Consider the following 16,211-nt stretch of genomic DNA (forward strand, 5'->3'; position numbering starts at 1 on the left):
GGCCGGAGTTGTCCACAGGCTCGCTCCGGCCAGCCGCACGAGTACGTCCCGCCAACTAGATTTTCGTAATAGGGGTTCCCCTATCGAGGGGACCCCTCGCGGGCGTCGGGCGGCGGTCGCCGGGGGTAGACGAACGCGGGCCACCCCGGTCGGGGTGGCCCGCGTCAACGAGCGTCGATCAGATCGCCGGGGCGCCGGACAGCTTCCAGATCGCGTAGGCGATCGCGTCCGTGTGGCGGTCCAGCGAGGTGGTGTTGACGTTGGTCGTCTTGTCGCACGACCGGTGGTAGCAGGCGTCGAAGGCGGTGTTGGCCTGGCCGCCCCACTTGCGGGCCTGCGCGGCGGTCTTGGTGCTCTCGGCGCCGCTGAACAGGCCGCCGGTCGGGATGCCCGCCTTGGCGAACGCCGCGTGGTCGGAGCGGCCGCCGACCACCGTGGTCTCGGTGGGCACGTTGATCTGCGTGAAGTACTCCTCCAGCGTCTTCTGCAGCGTGGTGGAGCCGGTGGGCTGGCCCGACGACGAGTAGACGAAGTAGCCGGGGTTCGGCGAGCCCGTCATGTCGAAGTTCAGGTAGCCCTTGATCCGCGACTTCTCGGCGGCGGACAGGGTGCTCACGTAGTTGTTGGAGCCCAGCAGGCCCAACTCCTCCGCGCCCCACCAGCCGAACCGCAGGTGCTTGGTCGGCTTGAGCTGCGCCCGCGAGACGGCCAGCGCGACCTCGATCAGCCCGGCCGAACCGGTGCCGTTGTCGTTGATGCCCGGTCCGGCGTTCACGCTGTCGAGGTGGCCGCCTGCCATCAGGATGTTGTTCGCGTCACCGCCGGGCCAGTCCGCGATCAGGTTGTAGCCGGTCGCGCCTTGCGCGGTGAAGGTCTTCACCGAGGTGGTCCACCCCGCCGCGTCCAGCTTGCCCTTCACGTAGTCGATCGACGCCTTGTAGCCGGGCCGACCGTGCGCCCGGTTGCCGCCGTTGTTGTTGGCGATGGTCTGGAACTGGTTGAGGTGGGCCTGCACGGCCGCCACCGAGATATCCGGCGCCGCGAGCGCGTTCGCTTCCTGGTTGGCCGACGCCCCGGGCGCGATGACCACCGCGCCCAGCAGTGCGAGCCCGGCGACGACCGGCAGAACCACTTTCCTGGTCATGGTTTGGTGCCTCCAGCAGGGGTAGGGGACAACCGCCCCTTGATCCTGTTGCACCGCCCGCTTCGCCCGAAAGAACTGGTAATTGCCTTTATTCCCACACTGGCATATTCCCGACCTGGTACGGATTGACGCCGCGCTGTGAATGTGGGAGAGAGATGTGCCGCGCGCCACAAAAATGGGAACAGGACACCCGCGTGATTTCGCCACCCGCGCGCAAGGGTGGGAAGTCTGAAGTGGACGGATTTGCGCCACTTTGGGGGTCCGGGGGTGAAACCCGCCGGGCGGGGTTCGGGGGTTGCACCCCCGAAAATGCCGAGTGGCCGAGGTGTGTTCGCGCTTTCCACGAACACACCTCGGCCACTCGGACTCGTGCGCCGCCAGGGACTCGAACCCCGAACCCGCTGGTTAAGAGCCAGCTGCTCTGCCAGTTGAGCTAGCGGCGCTCGTCAGGATCTCTCCTGCTGACGGGTGAAAAGTTAGCACAGGGTGTCGGTCGGGAAGAAATCAGGGGGTCCCCCTTGTGCGATCGGGCGGTACCGGCCCACGCGCGCGAGCTCGTCAGGCACACTGTTCCCACAGGTCGGGGCCAGGTTGTGAGCAGGACGGGCGGGTCGTATGTCCAGGGGTGGGCGCTGTCGAGGATGGACCGGAGCGGCTGTGGGTGCCGCTTTGGTGGCGGTGCTGACCGCCGCCGGATGCTCGTCGGGGGACACCCCGACTCCACCCGAAGGGGTGAACTCCGGCACCGCGACCGCGAGCGCCTCGCCCACGTCGACGGCCAAGCCCGCCCCCGTGCCCTTCGCGCTCGCGCTCACCCCCGCCGACAAGTCCGCCGACGTGCCACCCGGTGACGCGGTCACCGTCGCCGCGACCGGCGGCAAGCTCACCGAGGTCCTGGTCACCGGTGCGGACGGCAAGGCCGTGGCGGGCGCGCTGGCCGCGGACGGCGGCACCTGGCAGACCACCGAGGCGCTCGGCTACGGCAAGACCTACACCACCTCCGTCAAGGCCCAGGACGGCGACGGCAAGCCCGCGACGTCCTCCGCCACCTTCACCACCGCCAAGCCCAAGCGCCAGACCGCGCTGTCGATGAACCCGCTCGACGGTCAGAAGGTCGGCGTCGGCCAGACGTTCGCCTTCTACTTCGACGCCACCATCACCGACAAGGCCGCCGCCGAGAAGGCGATCCAGGTGACCGCGTCTCCCGTCACGGAGGGCGCCTTCTACTGGTTCAGCGACAAGGAGGTGCACTGGCGGCCGCGGGAGTACTGGAAGTCGGGCACCACCGTGACGGTCAACGCCGCCATCTACGGCAAGAACCTCGGCAACGGCGTCTTCGGCCGCGAGGACCGCAAAGCCACCGTCACCATCGGGGACTCGGTCGTCGCCGTCGCGGATGGACAGACCCACCAGATGACGGTCACCGTCAACGGCACCGTGGCTCGCACGATCCCCATCTCGCTGGGCAAGAAGGCGCACGAGACGCCGGTCGGCACCTACACGGTCATGAGCGAGCACACCAACTACGTGATGGACTCCTCGACCTACGGCGTCCCCGCCGACGCCGCGGGTGGCTACCGCACCAAGGTCGCTGTCGCGAGCCGCATGTCCAACAGCGGCATCTTCTACCACTCGGCGCCGTGGTCGGTGCGCGACCAGGGCGTGCGCAACGTCAGCCACGGCTGCATCAACATGTCCGTGGAGAACGCCGCCTGGCTGCAGGAAATCTCGAACAAGGGCGATGTGATCGTGGTGCAGAACTCCGGCGGCCCGGTGCTGGAGGCGTGGGACGGCCTCAGCGTCTGGCAGGTCCCGTGGGAGACCTGGCGCCAGGGCGGCAAGAAGTAGGGCAGCGTCCTAACGGGACGTGACGCGGATCTCCTCGCGGCCCACGGTGACGTGGTCACCCGGGTGGACCTGCCTGCCGCGCCGGTGCTCCGGCTCCCCGTTGACCGCGACCTCGCCCGCGTCGAGCAGGTCCTTGGCGTGGGCGCCGTCCTCGGCGATGCCCGCGAGCTTGAGCAGCTGGCCCAGCCGGATCATGTCGTCGCGGATCTCGATGTCGTGCATTCCTCGACCCTAAAGCGCGCAGGTGCCCCCACCCGGAGTCGGGTGGGGGCACCTCGGTCGTTCAGGCGCTTACAGGGCGCCGGTGTAGCCCGTGATCCACGACTTGTGCGCGACCACGTCGGTGTAGATCGACGGGGCCTGGGCGCACTGCGAGCCACCGCCGGAGCGGCTGGTGGCGCCGGTCAGCTGCCACCCGCCACCGGCCTGGATGACCTGCGGGCCACCGGAGTCGCCGTAGCAGGCACCCGCCCGGCTGCCCGGGTTGTTGGTGCAGATCTCGATCGAGCCGGAGATGCCCGAGCAGCGGCTGTCGGCCACCACGGAGGTGTCGAGCTGCTGCAGGGTCACCGGCGCGCCGCAGCCACCGGCCTGCGGGCAGGTCTGGCCCCACCCGATGATCCGGCTGGCCTGGCCGGTCGCCCCCGAGCTGGCGGCGATCTGCACCGGGGCCTGGGTGACGCTGGTGCTGAGCTGGATCAGCGCGATGTCGTAGCTGGTCCGGTAGCTCGGGTGCACGATGATCCGGGACGCGCGGGCGACGGTGCCGCCGCTGGTCCGGTTCGTGGTGCCGATGCGCGCCTGGATGCTGGACGCCGACTTGCCCTGCACGCAGTGCGCGGCGGTGACGATCCAGTTGGCCTTGATCAGCGAGCCACCGCAGAAGTGGCTGCCGGAGGTGCTCTGCAGCGACGCCATGAAGCTGTAGGTCTGCGTCGCGTTGGTGCCGCCGACGATGGCGGGCGTCATGATCGGACCGTCGTCGGGTGCCGCCGAGCCGACCGACGGCGCGGCGATCGCCGTCGCCGCCGCGGCCACCAGGCCGAGCAGCAGGGTACGAACCTTCATTCGGCACTCTCCTTCCGCACCGGGGCCCTCGACCCGGTGACGATAAGAGAAAGTAGGTAACTCGCCGTGGTGGTGGCCAGGGGGTTAACGGCGTCCCCAGTTACCAGAAGTGGTGTACCAATTACCAGTTTGCCTGCCCGAAAGATATTCGTCTGACCGGTTGTGAACGGCCATCCCCGGCGATACCGGACAGACTGGTCCGTTCCACGGATATAGCACGGGTGCCGATGCCGCCATAGGACGCGGCCGTGCGGGTGCCGGATTCGCCCGATCTTGACTACCCACCGCACACGCGGTATCAGACCCCGCCGACCGGCGAACTACCGGTGCTGGTCTCCGATCACCGTCACCACGCCCGCCCGCGTGAGGGGCTCGCACCGTGGGGGTCTGGGGGCGCCCCCCAGATGCAACAAAAGGCCCAGCCATGTTCGCTCTCTCCGCGAACATGGCTGGGCCGTTGGGGTGAGTGACGGGACTTGAACCCGCGACTTCCTGGACCACAACCAGGTGCTCTACCAACTGAGCTACACCCACCACAGTCACCTCTGGGAGCTGGTCCCTGCGGTGCTGGAACATCGTAGCGTGCCCTGCACGCAGTTTTGAAACTGGGTTAGGGGTTGGGGGTGGCCAGGAGGGCGTCGGCGACCGACTTGGCCTCCTCGGTGGTCGGCCCGGGGTGCGGGACGAACACCGTCCCCCGGTAGTACCGCAGCTCCCGGATGGACTCGCGGATGTCGGCCAGCGCCCGGTGCGCCAGGCCCTTGTCCGGCTGCGCGTAGTAGACCCGCGGGTACCAGCGCCGGGCCAGCTCCTTGATCGATGACACGTCGACCATCCGGTAGTGCAGGTGGCCGTCGAGTTCCGGCATGTCCCGGGCGATGAACCCGCGGTCGGTGGCGATCGAGTTCCCGCACAGCGGCGCGGTGCGGGACTCGGGTACCCATTCCCGCACGTAGGCCAGCACCTGCGCCTCGGCCTCCGCCAGGGTCAGCGCGGAGGCCCGCACCTCGTCGGTGAGCCCGGACCTGGCGTGCATCTCGCGCACCACCTCCGGCATCCCCGCCAGGTGCGCGTCGTCGGTGTGGATCACCAGGTCGACGCCGTCGCCGAGGACGTTGAGCTCGGAGTCGGTGACCAGGGCGGCGATCTCGATCAGCGCGTCGCGCCCGAGGTCGAGGCCGGTCATCTCGCAGTCGATCCAAACCAGGCGGTCGCTCACCCGGGCGAGCTTAGTCCGCCGCGCCCGGCCTCCGGCCGACGCGGGCTCGTGTCCGCCTCGGCGACCGCGCCTTGGGCCGGTCGGCCCAACCGGTGTGGCGGGTCGGTCCGCGATGGATCACGCTGGTCGCATGGGCAAGGATGTCGAGTCGACGGAGTTCACCCGGGCCGACCGCACGCGGTTCCGGCAGAAGGTCCGCCGGTGCCTGGACGTCTTCGCGCAGATGCTCGCCGAGTCCCGCTTCGACGCCGACCGGCCGATGGCGGGGCTGGAGATCGAGCTGAACCTGGTCGACGGCGCGGGCGACCCGTCGATGCGCAACGCCGAGGTGCTCGCCGCCATCGCCGACCCGGCGTTCCAGACCGAGCTGGGCCGGTTCAACATCGAGATCAACCTGCCGCCGCAGCGGCTGGAGGCGGGCGGGTTGACCCGGTTCGAGGAGCTGATCCGCGCCGACCTGAACGAGGCGGAGGCCAAGGCCGCGCGGATGGGCTCGCACATCGTGATGGTCGGCATCCTGCCCACGCTGCGCACCGGGCACACCGGCGCCGAGGTGCTCTCCGCCAACCCCCGCTACAAGCTGCTCAACGAGCAGGTCCTGGCCGCCCGCGGCGAGGACCTGGAGATCAACATCGGCGGGGTGGAGCGGTTGGCGACCACGGCCGACTCGATCGCCCCGGAGAGCGCCTGCACCAGCGTGCAGTACCACCTGCAGGTCGCGCCGGAGGAGTTCGCGCGGTACTGGAACGCCAGCCAGGTGGTGGCGGGCGTGCAGGTCGCGACGGGGGCGAACGCGCCGTACCTGTTCGGCAAGCAGTTGTGGGCCGAGACCAGGGTGGCGCTGTTCGAGCAGGCCACCGACACCCGGCCGGACGAGCTGAAGGCGCAGGGCGTGCGGCCCCGGGTGTGGTTCGGCGACCGCTGGATCACGTCCATCTTCGACCTGTTCGAGGAGAACGTGCAGTACTACTCGGGCCTGCTGCCGCTGGTCGACGAGGAGGACCCGGCCGAGGTGCTGGCCCGCGGCGACATCCCGGAGCTGCACGAGCTGCGCCTGCACAACGGCACGGTCTACCGCTGGAACCGGCCCATCTACGACATCGCGGGAGGCCGCCCGCACGTCCGCGTGGAGAACCGGGTGCTACCAGCGGGTCCGTCAGTGGTCGACACGGTGGCCAACGGCGCGTTCTACTTCGGACTCGTCCGCGCCCTGGTCGACCAAGACCGTCCGCTGTGGACGCAGATGAGCTTCTCCGCCGCCGAGGACAACTTCCACGCGGCGGCGCGCAACGGGATCGACGCGCGCGTGTACTGGCCGGGCGTGGGCGAGGTGTCGGCGGCGGAGCTGGTGCTGCGCAGGCTGCTGCCGCTGGCGCACGAAGGGCTGGCGTCCTGGGGTGTGCCGTCGGGGGACCGGGACCGGCTGCTGGGCATCATCGAGCAGCGGTGCGTGACCGAGCGCAACGGTGCCACCTGGCAGGTCGAGGCGGTGCGGTCGCTGGAGCGGTCCCGGTCGCTGGACCGCGCGGCGGCGCTGCGGGAAATGGTGCTGCGCTACCGGGAACACATGCACACCAACGAACCCGTGCACACCTGGCCTGTGCCTTAACGGAGAAACTGCCCGATGAGGTCCGGCACGGCCTCGTCGACCAGGTCGAGGCCCTGCTGGTCGCCGATGTCGATGACGTGGTAGCCGCCGCTGCCCGCCGCGGTGACCGCGGTCAGCGTGAAGACGCCCGCGCGGCGCTGGAACACGGTGCGGGTGAGCTTCCAACCGAGGACACCGGTGCGCTGCAAGGCGACCGTGCGGCGGTCGAGCGAGCCGGAGCGGCTGACCAGGTAGCGGTCGGTGAGCGCGTGGCCGAGTGAGGCGTAGCGGCTCAGTCCTAGGAGGACGGACAGCGGCAGCAGCGCGATGGCCGCGAGCCACGTCCACATCGGCCAGCCCGCGGCCGTGTCGAGCACCGCCAGGACCACCACGAGGAGCAGGTTCGGGACGACCGCCCGGACGATCCGCCGGGCGCGGGCGCGGGGCGGGTGGGTGGTCAGCGGGGTCGAGGTCGGCGGCTGGTCGATGGCGAGGACGTCCGCGCAGACCCGGTCGGCTTCCGCGCGTGGCGCGGGCGGGAGCAGCAGGCTGCTGCCGCCCGCCCGGTTGAGCCCGGTGGTGATCGCGGTCAACCTGGCACCACCACCGGCCCGCAGCAGCAGCGGCTCGTGCAGCGCCGCGCCGCGCAGGCGCTTCTCCTCGATGGACACCGAGCGGGTGGTGAGCAGCCCCCGGCGGACGCGGACGGTGCCGTCGGCCTGGCGGGTCAGCCGGAAGTTGTGGTTCTGCAGCAGGTAGTTGGCCAGCGAGGCGAAGACCGACAGCACCGCGACGGCCCCGGCGGTGACCGGTACGACCGTGCCCCAGTCGGTCTGGCTGATCCACCCGAAGCCCTCGCGGATCGCGCCGACCTCGGAGAAGCGGAAGTCCCACTCGTTGGCGAAGTTGGCGATGAAACCGAATGTGATGCCGATGGTGAGGAACCCGGAGAGGGTGAGCGGCGCGTACCGGTACCACCGCGTGTCGAGACCCGCGATCGGGACACCCTCGTCCTCGGTCGCTTCGGCCTCGACCGCGACCTGGGTCGTCGGCCGGTGCAGGAAGGCCTGCCGCAGCCGGTCGGCCTCGGCGGCGGTGACCGCGTCGAGCACCACGGTGCCCTCGCCGGGGGAGCGTTCCTGCTGGCCGGTGCCGACCCGCACGGCGGCGAGCCCGAACAGCCGGTGCCCCAGCTTCGCGGTCAGGTCGACGGTGCGGACCCGGTCGCGCGGGATGCTCCGGCGCTGCCGGAAGACGACGCCCTTGTGCAGTTCGACGTGGGTGTCGGTGATGCGGTACTTGGTGGTGAGCCAGGACAGCAGGCCGAAGGTGACGATGAGCGCCACCAGGCCTACGCTGGTCACGATCCGCCAGGTCTCGACGTTGCCCAGGAAGATCAGCCCGACCAGCACGGGCAACAACCCGATCAGCTCGTTGAGCGGCCGCACGACGATCATCCGGGGGTTGAGCCGCCCCCACTCCGGCGCGGCCTCCACGAACTCCGGCGCGGCGGGCAACGCGGTCACGTGGCGTCCCCCGGCGTGGCCTGGGTGGTCGCGGACAGCTCGTCGACGACCTTCGCGGCGACGGTCGCGTCCAACCCGTCGATCTTCAACGGCCCCTGCGCGGAGGCGGTCGTGATGGTGACGGTCGAGAGCTTGAGGAGTTGCTGGAGGGGGCCGCGCCCGGTGTCCACGGTCTGGATCCGCGAAATGGGCGCCAACCGCCACTCCTGGGTCACCCACCCGCTCCGCGTGAACACCGCGTCCGCCGTCGTCTCCCAGCGGTGCACCCGGTACCGCCACTGGGGCATGACGGCGACGTGCACGACGCCGACGACCGCCGCGCCGATCGCCGTGTACCGCAACCACCCGGGCGGCTCGTCGCTGAAGAGCGCGATCCCCCCGTGCACAGCGAGGACGAAGACCCAGAAGAGCCCCGCCCGCAACGCCCACTGCACAATCGCCCGCCTGCTGACCAGGTTCGCGGGCGCCCGCAACCGCCACTCCGCACTCACTCCCCAAGTGTGCCTCGTCCCGGAGTGGCCCTACGTCATTCCCGAGGACGACTCACCAACGCCCCCGAGGATGACGATCACCGGAGACCACCGGCCGTGACCACCTCGACACCGCCCGGGGCGGGTAGCCGCCTTCCGGAGGTGCCACTCGGGGTGACACATCGCCAGATCCACCGACCTCGACCTACGCTCGATCACCGGTTCGCGACGGCACTCGGGAGATCGTGATGGCCGGGGAGAACGCAGAGCTGCGGGCACTGCTGTCCCGCGCGGGGCTGAGCAACTCCGCACTGGCCAGGGCGGTGGTCCAGGCAGGGGCCACCGAGGGGGTCCACCTGGCCACCGCACCGGGATCGGTGCGCCGGCTGCTCGACGGCGCCCAGCCGCGGACACCGGTGCCCCGGTTGGTCGCGGATGTGCTGTCCCGCAGGCTCGGTCTGCGGCTCTCGGTCGCCGACTGCGGGCTCACTTCAGTGCCCGATGAGGCGAACACGTTCGATGGGTTGCACGTTTCCGCGATCTTTGATGGCACGATCGCGACCGTGGTTGAACTGTCAGGTCGAGACCTGGATCGACGCAACTTCATGGTCGGTTCGGCCCTCGCCGTCGCCGCCTTCGCGGAACCCGCGTGGCTTGCCATGACCGCGAGCCACGGCGGCCGGGTCGCCAAGGCGGGTGGGATGCGCCTCGGCATGACCGATGTCGAGGTCCTGCGTGCCACTCGGCGATCGCGACGCGGCCGACCACGCCACCGAACTCGCGTTGACCGCTGTGGGGCCGTTGTCGTCCGAGCGGACCGTGGAGCGGGTCCGGGCCCTGCGCAGGCGGGCGCGGAAGGTCGGGGCCCGTCAGGTCGACGAGCGGATCACCGCGTTCCTCGCCTCGTCCTAGCCCAGCTCCCCTGATCGCAGCGTCCCCTCGTCGACCTCCGCCTGCCGGTCGACCAGCGCTTGGAGCGCGTCGCCGTCGTCCCACTGGTTGACGTTCAGCGCGCCCCGCACCCGGCCCGCCCGCAGCCAGAAGGCGATGAACGAGCGCTCCGCCAGGTCGCCGCGGACCACTAGGTCGTCGGTCAGCGGGTCGAACAGGCCGCGGACCTCCAGGCCGAGGTCGTACTGGTCCGAGAAGAAGTACGGGTTGGCCGTGTACGGCTCGGCCTCGCCCAGCAGGCTCGCCGCGACGGTCGCGCCCTGGTCCTTGGCGTTCGCCCAGTGCTCGACCCGCACGCGGGTGCCGTGGCGGGGGTGGAAGTGTGCGGCGATGTCGCCGATGGCGTACACGTCCGGGGCCGATGTGCGCAGGGACGCGTCCACCGCGACGCCGCCGGTGTCGGCCAGTTCCAAGCCCGCCGCCTCGGCGAGGGCGGTGTTCGGGGTCGCGCCGACGCCGACCACTACGACGTCCGCGTCGACGGTCGACCCGTCGGCGAGCCGGACGCCGGTGACGCGGTCGGTCCCGACGAACTCCGTGACGCCGGTGCCCAGCCGCCAGGTGACGCCGTGTTCGGCGTGCAGGTCGCGGAACACCTCGCCCACGACGGGGCCGAGGGTGCGGTGCAAAGGCAGCGGTTCGGGTTCGATGACCGTGACTCGCGACCCGTGCCCGCGCGCCGCCGCGGCGACCTCGCAGCCGATCCAGCCCGCGCCGACCACCACGACCCGGACACCGTCGCCGAACGCGGCGCGCAGGGCGAGGGAGTCGTCGAGGGTGCGGAGGGTGTGCAGGCCGTCGAGGTCGGCGCCCGGGACCGGCAGGGTGCGCGGGGTGGAGCCGGTGGCCAGGACCAGCCGGTCGTACGGGTGCCGCGCGCCGGTCTCGTCGACCACGGCGCGTCCCCCGAGGTCGAGTTCCGTCACGCTGGTGGCGGTCACCAGGTCGATACCGTCGTAGAAGTCGGCCTCGTGCACCCAGTCCGGCTCATCCGCTTCGCCGAGCAACACGGCCTTCGACAGCGCGGGCAGCTCGTACGGCCGGTGCCGATCGCGCCCGATCAGCGCGATGTCCCCGGCGAAACCCCGTTCACGCAACGACCCGGCGGCGGACGCCCCCGCCAACCCGGTCCCGACGACGACGATGCGGTGCGGTTCGGCCATGCCTTCATCCCCCTGGGGATCGGGAAAACCGGTGCGTCCCCGACGTTAGACCCACCCGACCCCCACGCGCCCGCTGAGAAAATCTTGAGATCACATCACCTTCGCCGTCACAGCTCGTTACCGTCCGCGTCATCACATTGACAGGCAAACTGACCCGATGGGGTCGAACTGCGAGAGGACGGGTGCGGTGAACAGCCACCGGGAGTGGTCAATCAACTGTCGCGACTTAGCGGGCCGCAAACGAGACGTCACCGTCTTCGTGCGACAGGGCCACGTGGTCCTCGTGGCGCCCCCGGGCGAGACCGCGATCCTCTCCCCGCTCGACGTCGGCCGCCTCCGCGCCGCCCTCCGCGACGCCGTGGTCGACGCCTCGGTCGAATCCGACCACTGACCGGCCCTCGCGCGCTCCGTGCCTGGCCCACCCCCGGGCCAGGCAACTCGCCCTCCGGGACCGAAGCCCTACGCCTACCCCTCCGAGGCCGATGCCGCCTCAGTCCAGGCATTCCGCCTCCCGGGACCATCGCGAGCGGTACGCCCCACGCGCGCACGTCACCAATCTCAGGCGGGGACACCTCAAGATCGCGGCGGTAGCCGCCCGCGAATCTGCGGCAAGACCACTGCCACCGCGCTCACCGAGCCCGCCTGCCCGCGAATGCCGCGCCGCAAAGGCAACCCGCAGCTTCCGTGCGCAAATCCGTTCCCTCGTCGCTCCAAGCCGCGACACCCCTGGGACCGTCGTCAAAGCCCTGTTTCGCCCCGAGCCGCCCCAGCACAGGCCCCACCCACCTCGGGGGCGTCCCCGATCCATTCTACCGCGCTGACCGGCGCAAACGGCCCCAGCCGATCATGCCTGTGGATAACTCGTCGCCCAGTCGGGCGAAGCGAGTGACACCGAGAAGGCTGATTCCGCAGACCCACCCGCCTACTTGGCACGTTCCGGCTCAACCGCCTCGACCGGCACCGCGGCCACCGGTTCCACCGCGATCGACGCCGCGGGCCGCAGCACCGCGAACAGCCCGATCCCCGCCACCGACAGCACCGCGATCACGATCGCCATCGGCAGCGCCGACTGACCCCCACCCAACCCGACCAGCGGCGCCGCCACCCCACCGATCACGAACTGCAGCACCCCCAGCAGCGCCGACGCCGCGCCCGCGTTCTCCCCGTGGTCGGCCAGCGCCAGCGCGGTGGAGTTCGGGCTCACCATGCCGATGCACGCGATGGCCACGAACAGCGCCGCCAGCAGCCACGGCAGGCCCAGCCCCAGCAGCACCGCCGCCAGCACCCCCACCCCGCCGACAGCCCCGACCACCAGCCCCGCGACGAGCAGCCCGCGCGGCGCGTACCGCCGCAGCAGCAGGGAGTTCAGCTGGGACATCAGCATGATCCCGAACGCGTTCCCCGCGAACACCAGGCTGTACTGCTGCGGGCTCAGCCCGTGCACGTCCTGCAGCACGAACGACGACCCGGCGATGTAGGCGAACATCGCCGCGCCGATGAAGCCCGTCGACCCCGCGTACGCCAGGAACCGGCGATCCGACGCGATCTTCACGTACGTGCGCACCGTCCGCCCCAGGTGCGCCGACCCCCGGTACGACGGGGGCAGCGTCTCCGGCATCCACAGCAGCACGACGCCCAGCAGCAGCGCCCCGAAGCCGGTGAGGACCCAGAAGATCCCCTCCCACGACGCCCACCGCAGCACCTGCCCGCCGATGATCGGCGCGAGCAGCGGCCCCAGCCCGTTGACCACCATCAGCGCCGAGAAGAACCGGGCCATCGCCGCCCCGCTGAACAGGTCGCGCACCGCCGCGCGGGCGATCACCACGCCGGTCGCCGCGCTCAAGCCCTGCGCCAGCCGCAGCGCCACCAGCGCGTAGACCGACGGGGCGACCACGCAGGCCAGCGAGCTGACCGCGTACAGGGCCAGCCCGATCAGCAGCGGTGTCCGCCTGCCGTACGAGTCCGACAGCGGACCGGCCACCGCCTGCCCCAGCGCCAGACCGATCATGAACGTGGTCAGCGTCAGCTGGATCTGCGCCGGGCCCGTGCCCAGCCGCTCGGCCATCTCCGGGAACGCGGGCAGGTACATGTCGATGGACAGCGGACCGAACGCCGACAGCCCACCCAGGATCAGGGCCAGCCGGAACTTGGTGGGTCGGGGCGGCTTATACACCCGACCAGTTTAAGAAGCGATGTGGTCATACGTCCGGAGATAGGACGAAGGCCACTGTGGACCGCGCCGACGGGGAGCGCCTATGCCGCCAGACGGGTGTCGTTCCCGGTGAACGGGTGAGACCGGTCACCTGGGCGGAGGACACTGGTGTTGCCTTTGGTGACCGGCCGCGCGGGTCGCCCGCCGAACCGCCCAGGGGCTTGACACACTGGAGGTCGAGACGGTCGGGAGGTGCCATGGTCGAGTCGATCGACACGGTCCTGGTGGAAGCCGCGCAGCTCACGGCCGTCGGGCGGGCCGTGGACGCCATCGCCCTGCTCCGCCCGGTGCTGGTTGTGCACCCCGACAACTCGGAGGCCTGGTGCAGGCTGGCCGCCGCGCTGCTGGACGCGGGCGACTACCAGCTCTGCCTGGACGCGGCCAAACGAGCGATCACCCTCGGTGAGCGCTCGTGGGCGCACCGGCTGGCCAGCCTGTCGCTGGCGGAGATGGGGCGCCACGAGGAGGCGGTCGTCTCCGCGCGCGAGGCCGCCCGGCGCGACCCGCGCGACTGGCGCTCGCTGGTCACGCTGTCGGAGGTGCTCGGACCGGTGTCGCCGGAGGAGTCGCTGGAGACGGCCCGCCGCGCCGCCGCCGTCGCCCCCGAGGTGCCGCGCGTGCACGAGGTGCTCGGCGTCGCGGCCGACCGGGCGCGCGACGGGGAGCTCGCCCGCCGCGCGTACACCGACGCGCTGCTGCTCGACCCGGGCAACGCCGAGGTCCGCGCGCGGCTGGACCGGCTGCCCAGGTCGATCGGCGCCCGCCGGACCCGCGCCTTCGCCCGCGGCCTGACCGACGGCACCGAGCCCGCCTGGCAGCCCGGCACCCGCGCGGTCGGCGCGGCCCGGCCGGAGGCCCAGCCCGCCGTCGAGGCCGAGGTGATCGCGCTGCCGAACCGAGCTGAGCACGTCGTGGCCGGTCAGGTCGAGGAGGCCCAGGACCCCGTCGACGCCCGGGTTGACGAGCCCGTCCCGGGCACGGTTCGGTTGTCCGACGGCGACGTGGCTGGAGGCGAGTGGGCAGTGGGGCGGTCCGAGGTCGAGCAGGACGTTGCGCCGGATCCCGCGGAACCGAAGGCGTGGACGGTCGAGGCCGAGTGGCGGCAGCGGATGTCGTCGGTGTGGCCGGTGCCCGCCGAGCCGGAGCCGCGCGACGAGGTCGAGCCGCTGATCCAGGTGGTCGCCGAGCCGGTGCCCGCCGAACCCCCGGCCGCCCGGCCCCCGGTCCGCGAGCCGCGGGTGCCCAGGGCCGCGGTCGCCCGACCCCCGGTCCGCGAGCGCGCGGCGCCGCGGCCCCCGGTCGCCGAGCCGGTGGTCGACGACCTGGCCGAGCCCGTGGTCACCGGAGCCCCGGAGGGCGGGCCCGCGGAGCCGGCGCGACGGGTGCGGCGGCCGGTGCGCAAGATCGTCCGGCAGCCCGCGCCCGAAGCGGTGGCGGTGGACGTCGCGCAACCGAAGGTGGTCTTCGGCAAACCGCAGCAGATCTCCCTGTGGCTGATCCTGCGCCGCAGCGCGGGCTGGCAGACCATCGGCGGTTTCCTGCTGGTCCTCGCGGGCAGGCCGCAGCCGAGCCCGCTCCTGGCGTGGTTCGCGCTGGCGTTGCTGGGCACGGTTTCCGTGCTCGCCGCGCTCGGCTACCGCGCCATCCCCGCCCGCAACCGCCTGGCACCGGAGGAGTTGCTCCGCCGCATGCCCCTGCTGACCGTCGGCGCGATCCTGCTGACCCTCGGCACGGTCATGCTGGCGCTGTGGACGGTGGCCCTGGCACTCGGCGCGGGTGGTGTCGGCGTGCTGGTGGCGGCCGTGGTCCTGTCCCTCGCGGCGTCCCTGGTGGGCTGGCTCGGGCTGCGCAGGGCCGCGATCCGATGACCCACGCGCACTACCAGAACGAGATCTACCTGCGTGGACTGGCGGACGAGGTCCCGCCGTTCACCACGGACACGACCCGCTTGGAGCAGGCAGCCGAGGCCGCGATGGCCCCGGCACCCTTCGGGTACGTGGCGGGCGGCGCGGGCTCCGGCGACACGATGCGCGCCAACCGGGAAGCCTTCGCCCACTGGCGGATCGTGCCGCGCGTGCTCACCGGCGCGACCACCCGGGACCTGAGCACGACGATCCTGGGCACGCCGATGCCCGCGCCGGTCCTGCTGGCCCCCGTGGGTGTGCAGTCGATCGTCCACCCGGACGGCGAACTGGCGACCGCCCGCGCCGCCGCGGCCCTCGACGTCCCGATCGTGCTGTCGACGGCTTCCTCGTACCCACTGGAAGACGTCGCGGCGGTCGCTGGCCCGCGCTGGTTCCAGCTGTACTGGCCCAACGAACCGGAAGTCTGCGCGAGCCTGCTGCACCGGGCCAAGGCCGCGGGCTACACGGCCCTGGTCGTCACCCTCGACACGTGGACCCTGGCCTGGCGCCCCCGCGACCTCGACACCGCGTACCTCCCGTTCCTCCGGGCAACCGGCGTGGCGAACGCCTTCACCGACCCGGCTTTCCGCGCGGGCCTGGCGAAATCCCCGGAAGACGACCCGGGAATGGCCATCCTCCGCTGGGTCTCGCTCTTCACCGGCACGGACAAGTGCTGGGACAGCCTGCCCTTCCTGCGGGAACACTGGGACGGCCCGATCCTGCTGAAAGGCATCCAACACGCCGACGACGCCCGGAAAGCCGCCGACGCCGAGATGGACGGCATCGTCGTCTCAAACCACGGCGGCCGTCAGGTGGACGGCGCCGTAGCTTCCCTCGACGCGCTGCCCGAAATCGTCGCGGCCGTGGGGGACCGGCTGGAGGTCCTCTTCGACTCGGGGGTCCGCAACGGCTCGGACGTGCTCAAAGCCCTTGCCCTGGGCGCGAAAGCGGTCCTGCTGGGCCGTCCTTACGTGTACGGCTTGGGGCTCGGCGGCGAGGAGGGCGTCCGGCACGTCATCCGGAGCGTCCTGGCGGACCTCGACCTGACCCTGGGCCTGTCCGGCAACACCACGATCAAGGACCTGACCCCCGACACGCTCCACCGAGCCCACCGCTGA

Annotated in this window: 14 protein-coding genes and 2 tRNA genes; 6 read left to right on the forward strand and 10 right to left on the reverse strand. The window is 71.3% G+C overall.

What is annotated here, in order from left to right; translation table 11 throughout:
* Nucleotides 1-178: 178 nt before the first annotated feature.
* Together V5P93_RS06740 and V5P93_RS06745 are read right to left on the reverse strand one after the other, a co-directional pair.
* Nucleotides 179-1,144 carry a M28 family metallopeptidase gene (locus V5P93_RS06740; protein ID WP_104478509.1) on the reverse strand — a complete coding sequence of 322 codons (966 nt, stop codon included), beginning with the start codon at nt 1,142-1,144 and terminating at the stop codon, nt 179-181.
* Between the two features lie 370 nt (nt 1,145-1,514).
* Nucleotides 1,515-1,587, reverse strand: a tRNA-Lys gene (locus tag V5P93_RS06745).
* A gap of 214 nt (nt 1,588-1,801) precedes the next feature.
* On the opposite strand from V5P93_RS06745, the gene V5P93_RS06750 reads away from it, so the two are divergent.
* A complete protein-coding gene (locus V5P93_RS06750) occupies nt 1,802-2,992 on the forward strand; it encodes an Ig-like domain-containing protein (protein WP_245931189.1) in 1,191 nt (396 codons plus the stop codon).
* A 9-nt stretch (nt 2,993-3,001) separates the two neighbouring features.
* On the opposite strand, the gene V5P93_RS06755 is transcribed toward V5P93_RS06750, so the two are convergent.
* The 4 genes from V5P93_RS06755 to orn form a co-directional block, all read right to left on the reverse strand.
* The gene (locus V5P93_RS06755) at nt 3,002-3,214 is read right to left on the reverse strand and encodes an RNA-binding S4 domain-containing protein (RefSeq protein ID WP_104478511.1); all 213 of its coding nucleotides are present in this window, start codon (nt 3,212-3,214) and stop codon (nt 3,002-3,004) included.
* A gap of 69 nt (nt 3,215-3,283) precedes the next feature.
* Nucleotides 3,284-4,060 carry a trypsin-like serine protease gene (locus V5P93_RS06760; RefSeq protein ID WP_104478512.1) on the reverse strand — a complete coding sequence of 259 codons (777 nt, stop codon included), beginning with the start codon at nt 4,058-4,060 and terminating at the stop codon, nt 3,284-3,286.
* Between the two features lie 458 nt (nt 4,061-4,518).
* Nucleotides 4,519-4,594: transfer RNA gene (locus V5P93_RS06765), tRNA-His, on the reverse strand.
* Between the two features lie 76 nt (nt 4,595-4,670).
* Entirely contained in the window at nt 4,671-5,279 is a 609-nt protein-coding gene (orn, locus tag V5P93_RS06770; protein ID WP_104478513.1) for an oligoribonuclease, read from the reverse strand.
* Between the two features lie 130 nt (nt 5,280-5,409).
* Here orn and V5P93_RS06775 point away from each other — a divergent pair, with 130 nt between their 5' ends.
* Nucleotides 5,410-6,888, forward strand: a complete 1,479-nt coding sequence (locus tag V5P93_RS06775) for a glutamate--cysteine ligase (protein ID WP_104478514.1) — start codon at nt 5,410-5,412, stop codon at nt 6,886-6,888.
* On the opposite strand, the gene V5P93_RS06780 is transcribed toward V5P93_RS06775, so the two are convergent.
* Together V5P93_RS06780 and V5P93_RS06785 are read right to left on the reverse strand one after the other, a co-directional pair.
* Entirely contained in the window at nt 6,885-8,393 is a 1,509-nt protein-coding gene (locus tag V5P93_RS06780) for a PH domain-containing protein (protein ID WP_104478515.1), read from the reverse strand. The two genes, V5P93_RS06775 and V5P93_RS06780, sit on opposite strands and share 4 nt — an antisense overlap.
* Nucleotides 8,390-8,884, reverse strand: a complete 495-nt coding sequence (locus V5P93_RS06785) for a PH domain-containing protein (protein WP_104478516.1) — start codon at nt 8,882-8,884, stop codon at nt 8,390-8,392. The genes V5P93_RS06780 and V5P93_RS06785 overlap by 4 nt, the downstream gene beginning before the upstream one ends.
* A 714-nt stretch (nt 8,885-9,598) precedes the next feature.
* Between V5P93_RS06785 and V5P93_RS06790 the strand changes: the two genes are divergently transcribed.
* Nucleotides 9,599-9,775 carry a hypothetical protein gene (locus tag V5P93_RS06790; protein WP_181043411.1) on the forward strand — a complete coding sequence of 59 codons (177 nt, stop codon included), beginning with the start codon at nt 9,599-9,601 and terminating at the stop codon, nt 9,773-9,775.
* Here the strand turns inward: V5P93_RS06790 and V5P93_RS06795 are convergent.
* The gene (locus tag V5P93_RS06795; protein WP_104478517.1) at nt 9,772-10,977 is read right to left on the reverse strand and encodes an NAD(P)/FAD-dependent oxidoreductase; all 1,206 of its coding nucleotides are present in this window, start codon (nt 10,975-10,977) and stop codon (nt 9,772-9,774) included. The two genes, V5P93_RS06790 and V5P93_RS06795, sit on opposite strands and share 4 nt — an antisense overlap.
* Nucleotides 10,978-11,134: 157 nt before the next feature.
* Between V5P93_RS06795 and V5P93_RS06800 the strand changes: the two genes are divergently transcribed.
* Nucleotides 11,135-11,368 carry a hypothetical protein gene (locus V5P93_RS06800; protein WP_104478518.1) on the forward strand — a complete coding sequence of 78 codons (234 nt, stop codon included), beginning with the start codon at nt 11,135-11,137 and terminating at the stop codon, nt 11,366-11,368.
* A 531-nt stretch (nt 11,369-11,899) separates the two neighbouring features.
* Here the strand turns inward: V5P93_RS06800 and V5P93_RS06805 are convergent.
* Nucleotides 11,900-13,150: a Bcr/CflA family multidrug efflux MFS transporter gene (locus V5P93_RS06805; protein ID WP_104478519.1), complete on the reverse strand. Its 1,251-nt coding sequence runs from the start codon at nt 13,148-13,150 to the stop codon at nt 11,900-11,902.
* 236 nt (nt 13,151-13,386) lie between these two features.
* Between V5P93_RS06805 and V5P93_RS06810 the strand changes: the two genes are divergently transcribed.
* Nucleotides 13,387-15,057, forward strand: a complete 1,671-nt coding sequence (locus tag V5P93_RS06810; protein WP_104478520.1) for a tetratricopeptide repeat protein — start codon at nt 13,387-13,389, stop codon at nt 15,055-15,057.
* Entirely contained in the window at nt 15,054-16,211 is a 1,158-nt protein-coding gene (locus tag V5P93_RS06815) for an alpha-hydroxy-acid oxidizing protein (RefSeq protein WP_104478521.1), read from the forward strand. The genes V5P93_RS06810 and V5P93_RS06815 overlap by 4 nt, the downstream gene beginning before the upstream one ends.

Origin of the sequence: Actinokineospora auranticolor (genome assembly GCF_041897805.1) — a bacterium.
In the GTDB taxonomy this organism is placed as follows: Bacteria; Actinomycetota; Actinomycetes; order Mycobacteriales; family Pseudonocardiaceae; genus Actinokineospora; species Actinokineospora auranticolor.